The organism is Polaromonas sp. P3_C2 (assembly GCF_056402675.1).
The window spans coordinates 1-9,778 of sequence record NZ_JBFUGX010000080.1; the positions used below are offsets into that span (position 1 = coordinate 1).

General features: G+C 61.4%; 12 protein-coding genes. All 12 read right to left on the reverse strand.

Annotated features, from left to right (window positions below; genetic code table 11):
• A partial coding sequence (gene hisD, locus AC1DWI_RS05505) for a histidinol dehydrogenase (RefSeq protein ID WP_477724503.1) occupies positions 1-1,131 on the reverse strand: 1,131 nt, incomplete at its 3' end.
• Positions 1,132-1,142: 11 nt separating this feature from the next.
• Positions 1,143-1,784: an ATP phosphoribosyltransferase gene (gene hisG / locus AC1DWI_RS05510; RefSeq protein WP_477669868.1), complete on the reverse strand. Its 642-nt coding sequence runs from the start codon at positions 1,782-1,784 to the stop codon at positions 1,143-1,145.
• A complete protein-coding gene (gene murA, locus AC1DWI_RS05515; RefSeq protein ID WP_477724501.1) occupies positions 1,781-3,055 on the reverse strand; it encodes a UDP-N-acetylglucosamine 1-carboxyvinyltransferase in 1,275 nt (424 codons plus the stop codon). The genes hisG and murA overlap by 4 nt, the downstream gene beginning before the upstream one ends.
• A gap of 6 nt (positions 3,056-3,061) precedes the next feature.
• Entirely contained in the window at positions 3,062-3,307 is a 246-nt protein-coding gene (locus tag AC1DWI_RS05520; protein WP_477669869.1) for a BolA family protein, read from the reverse strand.
• 15 nt (positions 3,308-3,322) lie between these two features.
• A complete protein-coding gene (locus AC1DWI_RS05525) occupies positions 3,323-4,078 on the reverse strand; it encodes an ABC transporter permease (protein ID WP_477724502.1) in 756 nt (251 codons plus the stop codon).
• A 110-nt stretch (positions 4,079-4,188) separates the two neighbouring features.
• The gene (locus AC1DWI_RS05530) at positions 4,189-5,148 is read right to left on the reverse strand and encodes an ABC transporter ATP-binding protein (protein ID WP_477669871.1); all 960 of its coding nucleotides are present in this window, start codon (positions 5,146-5,148) and stop codon (positions 4,189-4,191) included.
• A 100-nt stretch (positions 5,149-5,248) separates the two neighbouring features.
• A complete protein-coding gene (locus tag AC1DWI_RS05535; RefSeq protein ID WP_477669872.1) occupies positions 5,249-5,530 on the reverse strand; it encodes an STAS domain-containing protein in 282 nt (93 codons plus the stop codon).
• A 13-nt stretch (positions 5,531-5,543) separates the two neighbouring features.
• Entirely contained in the window at positions 5,544-6,194 is a 651-nt protein-coding gene (locus AC1DWI_RS05540) for an MlaC/ttg2D family ABC transporter substrate-binding protein (RefSeq protein WP_477669873.1), read from the reverse strand.
• 193 nt (positions 6,195-6,387) lie between these two features.
• On the reverse strand, positions 6,388-7,164 hold the full coding sequence (locus AC1DWI_RS05545) for an MlaA family lipoprotein (protein ID WP_477669874.1): 777 nt from the start codon (positions 7,162-7,164) through the stop codon (positions 6,388-6,390).
• Complete coding sequence (gene mlaD / locus AC1DWI_RS05550; protein ID WP_457279721.1) at positions 7,161-7,667, reverse strand: outer membrane lipid asymmetry maintenance protein MlaD; 507 nt, start codon at positions 7,665-7,667, stop codon at positions 7,161-7,163. The genes AC1DWI_RS05545 and mlaD overlap by 4 nt, the downstream gene beginning before the upstream one ends.
• A 131-nt stretch (positions 7,668-7,798) precedes the next feature.
• Positions 7,799-8,593 (reverse strand): lipid asymmetry maintenance ABC transporter permease subunit MlaE, encoded by a 795-nt coding sequence (gene mlaE / locus AC1DWI_RS05555; protein WP_457279722.1) that lies wholly within the window; start codon positions 8,591-8,593, stop codon positions 7,799-7,801.
• Positions 8,590-9,435 carry an ABC transporter ATP-binding protein gene (locus tag AC1DWI_RS05560; protein WP_477669875.1) on the reverse strand — a complete coding sequence of 282 codons (846 nt, stop codon included), beginning with the start codon at positions 9,433-9,435 and terminating at the stop codon, positions 8,590-8,592. The genes mlaE and AC1DWI_RS05560 overlap by 4 nt, the downstream gene beginning before the upstream one ends.
• Positions 9,436-9,778 lie beyond the last annotated feature (343 nt).

Consider the following 9,778-nt stretch of genomic DNA (forward strand, 5'->3'; position numbering starts at 1 on the left):
CAGGAAGATGGCGCCGGCGTGCTTGAGCAAGGGCTCCCACTTGTGCGGGTCGCGGCTGGAGACTTCGAGGTGTTCGGGTGCGATGCGGTTGCTGATCTCGCAGGCCTCTTCCATGCTGCGGGTGTGGATCAGTGCACCGCGGCCGGTGAGGGACTTGGCGATGATTTCGGCGCGCGGCATTTCGGACAAAAGGCGGTCGATAGCGGCCTGCACTTCATCGATATACGCGGCGTCGGGGCACAGCAGGATGCTTTGCGCGAGTTCGTCGTGCTCGGCCTGGCTGAACAAGTCYATGGCCACCCAGTCGGCCGACGTGCTGCCGTCAGCCAGCACCAGGATTTCAGACGGGCCGGYAATCATGTCGATGCCCACCGTGCCAAAAACGCGCTTTTTGGCGCTGGCAACATAGGCGTTGCCGGGGCCGGTGATCTTGTCGACCTTGGGCACGGTCTGCGTGCCGTAGGCCAGCGCAGCCACGGCCTGCGCGCCGCCGATGGTGAAGGCGCGGGTGACGCCGGCCACGTAGGCGGCGGCCAGCACGAGCTCATTGCGCTCGCCTTTGCTCGACGCCGCCTGGTCGCCCGAGCCGCCCGTGGCCACGCTGCCGCGCACGGGCGTTGGCACCACCATGATGATCTCTTGCACACCAGCCACGTGGGCGGGGATGGCGTTCATGAGCAAGCTGGAGGGGTAGGCAGCCTTGCCGCCCGGAACGTAAATGCCCACCCGGTCCAGCGGCGTGACCTTCTGGCCCAGCAGCGTGCCGTCTTCGTCGCGATAACTCCAGCTCTCTCCCGATGCCTTCTTCTGTGCCTCGTGGTACTTGCGCACCCGGGCGGCTGCGGCCTGCAGGGCCTCGCGCTGGGCAGCGGGAATGGCATCAAATGCGGCCTTGAAATCCGCCTGCGTCAGTTCCAGCCCAGCCATCGACGCAGCTGACAGGCCATCAAACCGCGCGGTGTATTCCAGCACCGCCGCATCGCCGCGCTGTTGCACATCGGCCAGGATGTCGGCCACGCGCTGCTCGATGGCCGCGTCAGTGTCGGCGGACCAATGCAGCCGCGCCTTGAAATCAGCATCAAAAGTTGCCGAGACCGTTGACAGTCGTGCGGGAGAAGCTATTAATTTCATAGCATCAAGACTCAAGGTGTGGCCGTGGCGGCGGCGAAGGCATCGATCAGCTTGCGGATGGGCTCTTGCTTGAGCTTGAGCGCGGTCTGGTTCACGACGAGGTGCGAGCTGATGTCCATGATGCGTTCGACCTCGACCAGGTGGTTGGCCTTGAGCGTGCTGCCGGTGGAGACCAGATCGACGATCGCGTCGGCCAGGCCTGTAAGCGGTGCGAGCTCCATGCTGCCATAGAGCTTGATCAGGTCGACGTGCACCCCCTTGGTGGCGAAAAAGTCGCGGGCAATCGCCACGTACTTGGTGGCCACTTTCAGGCGCGAGCCCTGGCGCACGGCGGCGGCGTAGTCAAAACCTTCGCGCACCGCCACGCTGATGCGGCATTTGGCGATTTGCAGGTCGAGCGGCTGGTACAGGCCCTGGCTGCCGGATTCGAGCAAAGTGTCTTTGCCGACCACGCCGAGGTCGGCGCCGCCGTACTGCACATAGGTGGGCACGTCGGTGGCACGCACCAGCACCACACGCAGGCCGGGTTGGTTGGTGTCCAGAATCAGCTTGCGGGATTTTTCCGGGTCGTCGAGTACCTCGATGCCGGCGCTTCGCAGCAGCGGCAGGATGTCGTCGAAGATGCGGCCTTTGGATAACGCCAGGGTGATCATGCTTTGACTCGTTCTATGTCGGCACCGATTCCGCGCAGCTTGGCTTCCATCTGGTCATAGCCGCGGTCCAGGTGGTAAATGYGGTCCACCATGGTTTCGCCCTCGGCCACCAGGCCGGCAATTACCAGGCTGGCGGAGGCGCGCAAATCAGTGGCCATCACGGTGGCGCCCGACAGCTTTTCAACACCCTCCATGACCGCGACCTTGCCTTCGATCTGGATCTTGGCGCCCAGGCGCACCATCTCGTTGACGTGCATGAAACGGTTTTCAAAGATTGTCTCCGTCACCGTGCTGCTGCCCTGTGCAATGGCGTTCAGCGCCATGAACTGGGCCTGCATGTCGGTCGGGAAGCCGGGGTATTCAGTCGTGCGGAAGGATTGCGCCTTCATTCGGCCGCTGGCCTGGATGCGGATAAAACCCTCACCCGCAGTCACCACGGCACCGGCTTCACGCAGCTTGTCGATCACGGCATCGAGGTGGTCGGCTCGGCCATGCTTCAAGACAACGTCGCCGCCGGCAGCGGCCACCGCGCACAAAAAGGTCCCGGTTTCAATGCGGTCGGCCACCACCTGGTGGGTGCAGCCATGCAGGCGCTCCACGCCCTGGATACGGATACGGCGCGTGCCGTGACCTTCAATCTTCGCGCCCATCTTGATGAGCATTTCAGCCAGGTCGCCAATCTCGGGCTCCTGTGCGGCGTTCTCCAGGATGGTTTCACCTTCTGCCAGGCTGGCGGCCATCAGGAAGTTTTCAGTGCCGGTCACCGTCACCATGTCGGTGGTGATGCTGGTGCCCTTGAGCCGCTTCTGACCAGCCGGCAGCTTGGCGATCATGTAGCCATGCTCCACGGCGATTTCAGCGCCCATGGCCTGCATGCCCTTGATGTGCTGGTCGACCGGCCGCGAACCAATGGCGCAGCCGCCGGGCAGTGACACAGTCGCTTCGCCAAAGCGCGCCAGCAGCGGGCCGAGGGCCAGCACGGAAGCGCGCATGGTCTTGACGAGCTCATAAGGGGCTTCCGGTGAGCTCAGGCCGCCGGCATTGAGCACCACGGTGCTGGGCACGTCCTGGCTGCGTTCGGCCTGCACGCCCATGTTGCGCACCAGCTTGAGCATGGTGGCCACGTCCTGCAGGCGCGGCACGTTCTGCAGCGTCACCGTGTCGGCCGTCAGCAGGGCTGCACAAAGCTCCGGGAGCGCGGCATTCTTGGCGCCGGAAATTTCGACCGTGCCGGCGAGTGATTTGCCGCCCCTGATGAGTAATTTGTCCATGTTCTTTTATTGCGTGTTGTTGTTGGCCCATTCGGTGGGCGTATACGTTTTCATCGACAGCGCATGCACTTCGTCGGTCTGCATGCGGCCACCCAGCGTGGCGTACACCTTCTGGTGGCGCTGGATCAAGCGCAGGCCCTCAAAGGTGCTGGAGATGATTGTCGCGTACCAATGGCGCCCGTCGCCCGACAGCTCGATATGTTCGCACGGCAGGCCTGCGGTGATGATGGATTGAAGTTCTTCGCTGGTCATATGTTTTGGTTTCAGTCAGTGTCTTATTTTGTAGCCGGTGCGCAGCATGTTCACGGCAACGGAGCTAACGACAAGCAAGGCCGTCAAAACAATCCCCAGGCTCAGCCAGGGCGAAACATCGCTGACGCCAAAGAATCCGTAGCGAAAACCGTCGATCATGTAGAAAAACGGGTTCAGGTGGCTGACCTTTTGCCAAAACGGCGGCAGCGAGTGGATCGAATAAAACACGCCGCTCAGGAAGGTCATGGKCATGATGACGAAATTCTGGAAGGCTGCCATCTGGTCGAACTTTTCAGACCACAGCCCGGCGATGACGCCCAGTGCGCCCAGCATGGCGGCGCCCAGCACCGCAAACAGCACAATCCACAGCGGCGCCACAAAGACGGGTTGGCCAAAGAACACGGTGACGGCAAATACGCCCGCTCCCACCAGCAGGCCACGTGCGACGGACGAGCCGACGTACGCAAAAAACCAGTGCCAGTGCGACAGCGGCGTGAGCAGCACAAACACCAGGCTGCCCATGATCTTGCTCTGGATCAGCGAGGAAGAGCTGTTGGCGAACGCGTTCTGCAACACGCTCATCATCACGAGGCCCGGCACCAGGAAGGCGGTGTAGCTGACCTGGTCGTAGACCTTCACTTGATCCTGCAGCACGTGACCAAAGATCAGCATGTAGAGCACGGCGGTCAACACCGGGGCTCCGACCGTCTGGAAACCCACTTTCCAGAAGCGCAAGGTTTCTTTATAAAGCAGTGTTTGCCAGCCAGTCATTCAAAAGCCCCCACGCTTGTCGCTTCGCGTACTACGCTGCCCCCCCGAGGGGGCTGTGCTTGCTTGGGGCGGCCCGGCGCGGCGCACGGCCCTTCCCCGGATGAACGCGATCATGTTGCCACTCCCATTAAATTCAGTTCGGTGGCTTCTCGGGCCGGCTTTTTGTTCATGACATCCAGGAACACATCTTCCAGGTCGGCCTTGCGGATTTCAACGTCTTCCGCAACCAGCCCCGCTTCGCGGATGGCCGCCAGGTATTGTTCGATTTCATGGGCGTTGTGCGCCGGAAACTGCACGATGCGCCCGGTGATACGGGCCTGCGCGGCCAGGTGCACCGGCAATTCGCTGTCGATCTTGAAGCGCAGCACATTGGAGGACGCCGCCTTGAGCAGCTCGGAAGTCTGGGCCAACGCCACCACCCGCCCCTGCTTGAGCATGGCGATGCGGCTGCACAGGGCCTCAGCTTCTTCGAGGTAGTGCGTGGTGAGCAGCACCGTGCTGCCCTGCTTGTTGAGTTTGGCGATGAACTGCCACAGCGTCTGGCGCAGTTCGACATCAACGCCAGCAGTGGGCTCGTCCAGCACGATGACCTGCGGCTTGTGCACCAGCGCCTGCGCCACCAGCACGCGGCGCTTCATGCCGCCGGAGAGCTGGCGCATGTTGGCATTGGCTTTGTCGGCCAGCCCCAGGCTGACGAGCAGCTCGTCGATCCAGTCGTCGTTGCGTTTGATGCCGAAATAGCCGGACTGGATGCGCAGCGCCTCGCGCACGGAGAAAAAGGGGTCGAACACCAGTTCCTGGGGTACGACGCCGAGCTTTCGCCTTGCATTGGCATAGTCGGTGAGCACGTCGCTGCCATGCACCAGGACCTGGCCGCTGCTGGCGCGCGAAAGGCCGGCGAGTATGCTGATGAGAGAGGTTTTGCCGGCGCCGTTAGGGCCCAGCAAGCCAAAAAATTCACCTTGCCGGATATCAAAACTGACGTCGTCCAGCGCCTTGACAGCAGGCCCCGTCTGATTTCGCGTGGATGAGTAGGTTTTGGAGACGGACTGAAATGAGATCGCTGGCATGAGCCCGCCATTTTAAGGGCGGATGCTGTTTTTATCCGGGTCGGCGGCTGAATGCCCTGCGTCAGGACCCCGATGGGCGAAGAAACCCGAAAGCGGCGTCTCAGGCCGCCGGGGCGGCAGCGGCGGGAATCAGCTCTGCCACGCCATACAGGCCTGCCAACTGACGCAGGCGAGCCGGCAAGCCGGCCACCGAAAACGCCTTGCCGGCAGCCAGCGCTTCACGCCGGCATTCCAGCAGCACCGCCAGCGCGGAGGAGTCAAACTCCTTCAGCGCGCCTGCATCGGCCACCACGCCGGCCGGCTGGGACAGCACGGCCTGCTTGAGGCCGAGAGCAAACCCGGCAGCCTCGGCATGCGTGAGGACAGAAGGAAGCGTCAGCACTGGCGATGCCTGCTCAGGGCTTCTTGGCAACAGCTGCGCCTGCGCCGGTGTTGGACTGGTTGCGCTGAACCAGGGAAGCGATCAGGCCATCGACGCCCTTGGCGCTGATTTCCTGGGCGAACTGGGTACGGTAGGTTTCCACCAGCCAGACGCCCAGCACGTTGAGGTCATAGATCTTCCAGCCCGTAGCGGTTTTTTCCATGCGGTAATCCAGCTGGATTGGATCGCCCCGGCCCAGAACTTCGGTGCGTACGACGACTTCAGTGTCTTCCGGAGCCGCACGCAGCGGTTTGACATTGACGCTCTGGTCGCTGACCTGTGCCAATGCGCCGGAATAGGTGCGGATCAGCAGGGTCTTGAACTCGTCCTGAAGCTTCTTTTGCTGCTCAGGCGTGGCCTGGCGCCAGTTGCGGCCCACGGCAGAGGCCGTCATGCGTGTGAAGTTCACGTTAGGCATGATCTTGCTGTCGACGAGCGCGAGCACCCGGGTGAGGTCACCGGCTTTTACAGCCTTGTCCGTCTTGATGTTGTCCAGCACATCGGCCGAGACGCGCTTGATCAGGGCATCGGGTGCCTCATCGGCTGCGCGAACGAACGGCGCAGACCCCATCAGGGCCAGGCTGAGGGCGGCGGTGAATAAATGGCCAAGTGTTCTGCGTTTCATGATTTTCCTTCTATGACGAAGCATGCGGCTGCGAAAATTGCAGTACCCCTATGGATACGTCGCTGCTGCAACCGATGGTTCGATGGTTATTCTGCGGGATGGTTTCCGGGCTGTGAATGAAGTTTTACGGCAGTCTTGTAAATATTGTTTGCAATCAACAGCCTTTTGACCCCTGTTCAAACCCGGGATGACACTATTTGGCGGCGGAGGCTGGTGCCGCCGGGGCGGCCGATGTGCCTTCCGGCAAATCGTAACGTTCCTCTTTTTCCACCGAAGTCCCGCCTATCAGGCTACGGCGGCGCTGCAGGTAGATTTCGCGGGTGAAGCTGTATTTGTCGAGTGCGGCCTGGTCCAGGACATCACCGGCCCCGAGCACGTTGGCCCTGGCGTTCACCAGGCGCAAAGTCGTCAGGGAATTGCGGGCACGGACATTGTCGATCCGGCTTACCAGGTCGCCCTGGTAATCAACCAGCGAACCTACCGAATCACGCGCGGAAGAAGGGCCCAGCAAAGGCAGCACGAGGTAGGGGCCCGAGCCCACACCCCAAACGCCGAGCGTCTGGCCAAAATCTTCCGAGTGTTTGGGAATCTTCAGATCGCTGGCAACGTCAAAAATGCCACCCACGCCCCAGAGGGTATTGGTCGTGACACGGAAAAAACTTTCGATAGAAGCCTGGCCTTTACCCTGGAGCAGGTTGTTGACGGTGGACCACACGTCGGAAATGTTGCCGAAGAAATTAGTGACACCGGTGCGCACAGGCGCAGGCGTGATATCCCGGTACGCGGTTGCCACGGGTTTGACGACGGCGCGGTCCACGCCGTCATTGAAACTGAACATGGTCCGGTTGAACGGCTCCAGCGGATCGGATGGGCTCGCATTGGGACCGGTAGCACACCCCTGGAGAAGTGCCAGTGCAAGCACTGCCGCAGCCCAGCCGGCCGGTTTTTTCATCGTGATTTCTGCTGTCATTTTTTTTCTGGCGTCCCTGATGGCGGCGCAGACCCTGATCCGGAACTGCTGTCTGCCGCCTTGCTGTATAAAAACTGGCTGATCAGATTCTCAAGCACCACGGCGGACTGCGTGTTTTTGACCACGTCCCCTGCGGCAAGATTTTTCTCGTCCCCACCGGCCTCCACGCCGATGTACTGCTCGCCCAGCAATCCGCTGGTCAAAATCTTCAGCGAGCTGTCTTTCGGGAACACGTAACGGCTTTCCATCGCCAGATTGACGCTGGCCTGGTAGGACTTGTCGTCGAAAGTGATATTTTCAACCCTGCCCACTACCACGCCAGCGCTTTTGACAGCGGCTCGCGGCTTGAGGCCACCAATGTTGTCGAATTTCGCCGTCACCTTGTAGGAGGTATCGAAATTCAGGCTGAGCAAATTCGCGGACTTGAGCGCCAGAAACAGGATGGCGGCGCCGCCAATCAACACGAACAAACCCACCCACAAATCATTTTTGGAACGTTGCATCGTTTTCTTTCAGTGGCCTGGTCCGGCGTTTTCGCCATTCCGGGCTGTTTTGTCCTTGCGGGGTTCACCCAAGGCAAACACTGGGAAGCAGGATTTTCTCATGGGCGAATTAAAAATGTATGAAGACGGTTTTAAAGGCTGAACATCGAGGCGGTCAGCAGGAAATCCAGCCCCAGCACGGCCAGCGACGCAACCACCACGGTCCGCGTGGTCGCGCGCGACACGCCCTCAGGCGTCGGCTGGGCCTCGAAACCCTGGTGCAAGGCCACAAAAGTGACCGTGACGCCAAACACAAAACTCTTGATGATGCCGTTGCCTACGTCGCGCCAGACATCGACACCGGACTGCATCTGGCTCCAGAAGGAGCCCGCATCAATACCGATCATGACCACACCCACCAGCCAGCCACCCATGATGCCCACAGCGCTGAACACGGCAGCCAGCAGGGGCATGGCGATGATGCCGCCCCAGAAGCGGGGCGCCAGGATGCGCCGCACCGGGTCTACCGCCATCATTTCCATGGCTGAGAGCTGTTCGCCGGCTTTCATCAGGCCGATTTCGGCCGTCAACGCCGTGCCGGCGCGGCCGGCAAACAGCAAAGCAGTGACCACCGGCCCGAGTTCGCGCACGAGGCTGAGCGCCACCAGCAAGCCCAGCGCTTCTGCCGAGCCATAGCGCTGCAGCGTGTAGTAGCCCTGCAGGCCCAGCACAAAGCCGACAAACAGACCCGACACGGCAATGATGGCCAGCGAGTAGTTGCCCAAAAAGAAAATCTGGTCGCGCACCAGGCCAAAGCGGGCCAGGGCCGGGCCGGTGAGGGCCACCAGCCGGGACATCAACCGCGCGGCGTAGCCCAGCTCGGCCAGCTGGCTGCGCACGGAAAAACCGAGGCCGGAAATCAGCGCGACAGGGCTATAGCGGCTCATGCGCGCTTCCCTGATTTGGCCGCCGGGTCGCCGAAATCGGCATCCACAGTGGGGCCCGGATAGTGGAATTTCACGGGGCCTTCGCTTTCGGCATTGACGAACTGGTGCACCAGCGGATCGGTGGAGCGACGCACCTCGTCAGGTGTGCCCTGCGCCGCAATGCCACCATTGGCCAGGATGATGACCTTGTCGGCAATGCGGAAGGTTTCTTCCAGATCATGCGACACCACCACGCTGGTAATGCCCAGCGTATCGTTGAGCTGGCGTATGAGCTGCGCGGCGGTACCGAGCGAGATCGGATCGAGCCCGGAGAACGGTTCGTCGTACATGATGAGTTCCGGGTCCAGCACAATGGCCCGCGCCAGCGCAACCCGGCGGGCCATGCCGCCCGAAATCTCGCTGGGCAGCAGGTCCCGCGCGCCGCGCAGGCCCACCGCATTGAGTTTCATCAGCACGATATCGCGGATCAGGGCTTCACCCAATTCGGTGTGCTCGCGCAAGGGAAACGCCACATTGTCGAAAACACTCAGATCGGTGAACAACGCACCGAACTGGAACAGCATGCCCATGCGACGGCGCGCGGCATAGAGTTCCGCCTGGGCCAGCTTGCCGACGTCCTTGCCGTCGAACAGCACAGCGCCGCTGACAGCCTTTTGCTGCCCGCCGATGAGGCGCAGCACGGTGGTTTTGCCGCCTCCCGAAGCGCCCATCAGCGCGGTAACCTTGCCGCGAGGCACGGACAGCGTGACCTTGTCCAGGATGACGCGATCACCGGCGGAGCCGGGATAGGAAAACGTCACATCCTTGAACTCAACCAATGATGAAGCGGAAATGTCGGGCATTKAAGGAGAAAAGACAGGCCAGCAGGTGTGTTGGCTTGGGTAAGTAATACCGAATGATACGGGGTTTGCCCTTATACAGCCCCTGACCGGAAACCAAAAACCTTGGGCTGAGCGGCCTAAAGCAGCGAGGGTGGCCCAAAAAAGCGGCCGCCTTATCGGGCCGATAGTGGCCGCAAGCCACAACTATCCGGCGCAAGCAGCTATTTTTTTGATAGCACCCGGGGTTTTCGGTGTTATTTGCCAACCAGGCAGGTGTGCGCAAAGCGCAACGGACCGTCACGCCAATTGGGTGATTTCTGGAGGTTTGGCACCATTTCACGCAACCCGGGCACCAGCTTGGGCC